The organism is Vibrio sp. 1F263, assembly GCF_041439035.1.
Classification (GTDB): Bacteria; Pseudomonadota; Gammaproteobacteria; order Enterobacterales; family Vibrionaceae; genus Vibrio; species Vibrio tasmaniensis_A.
This window is the reverse complement of sequence record NZ_JBGONI010000141.1, coordinates 1-1002: the sequence shown is the minus strand read 5'-3', so window position 1 is coordinate 1002 and position 1002 is coordinate 1. Positions and strand designations below refer to the sequence as shown.

At 50.5% G+C, this 1002-nt stretch carries 1 protein-coding gene; it reads right to left on the bottom strand.

Going from position 1 to position 1002, the window contains the following annotated elements; translation table 11 throughout:
- Positions 1–315: 315 nt before the first annotated feature.
- A partial coding sequence (locus ACED25_RS23550) for a TraU family protein (RefSeq protein ID WP_371696280.1) occupies positions 316–1002 on the bottom strand: 687 nt, incomplete at its 5' end.

The following is a 1002-nucleotide window of genomic DNA, read 5'->3' as shown; positions in this document are numbered from 1 at the left end:
ATAAAAAAACACAGAAAAACAAGAGAGCGCCTAAAGGTGCTCTCAAAAGATGGAATGGTCATAGTAACCTCTTCATTATGGCCGCTGAAAGGGTGGGTAGAGGGTGTGAGCGTTTTGGAAGCTGATTGACAGCACCTTACGAGCATTGAGATCGCGACAAAACGAGAAGCAAAACTGCGAGAGCGGGAAACAGCAGTAAATGTGCTTGTTGTTGGCGAGCTCTGTTTTTAAAAAATCGGTAAGGGAGTCAGGGTGACTGGCAATAAATAGGTCCGTTTCATTTTTGTGGGGAAGAATGGGCATCATCGCGTCACCTTATAAAAAGACACAGTTGCGCTTTCGCCATTGTACAAAACCAAAGTTATCCCCTGTCACCGGGTTGTCATGGCCGGCTTCCCAGAGTGTGGTTGTCGTGGTGTACGGGTGACACCAGGCGGCATCGGGAATAGGCCCCGACATTTGATACCGATAACGAGATTTTGGCAAAATAGGATCGGGATATTGATAACAAATCGCGCCATCTTCGCCGCGCGTCTCCCAGATGATCCCTTGCCGGTGCAGTTTGTAGTTCAGCTTTTCCATCAAGAGTGTCGCCGCCTGGATGGACGTGTCTCGATAGTTGGTGGTGCCGGTGAGCGGATAGGCACTGCCCTGTGAGCCTAAACACCAAAATAAAGCATCAATAGGTAAGGCAGTATTAGTGGAGGTCAACAGGGCTTCGGGCACGCAAGCAAGCTGCGCCACCAGGTTACCAAACAGTAACGCTTCGGGATTGAGAATGAGGGATAACTCATCGTCGTCCCAAAGTGGGTCAATTTCCGTCATGTAGGCCACATCAAAAACGTCCGTGGCCATGCAGGCGGTGGATTGCATCAGTTGCAGCCAATAAATGACGGGGTACTTATACCAATGGGCGTGATAAAAGCCTCCGTCACTGCTGTCACTGTCACGGGCGGTCACGCGCCCACCGATACGCTGAGTGTTAGCGCCGGACATTTGCAC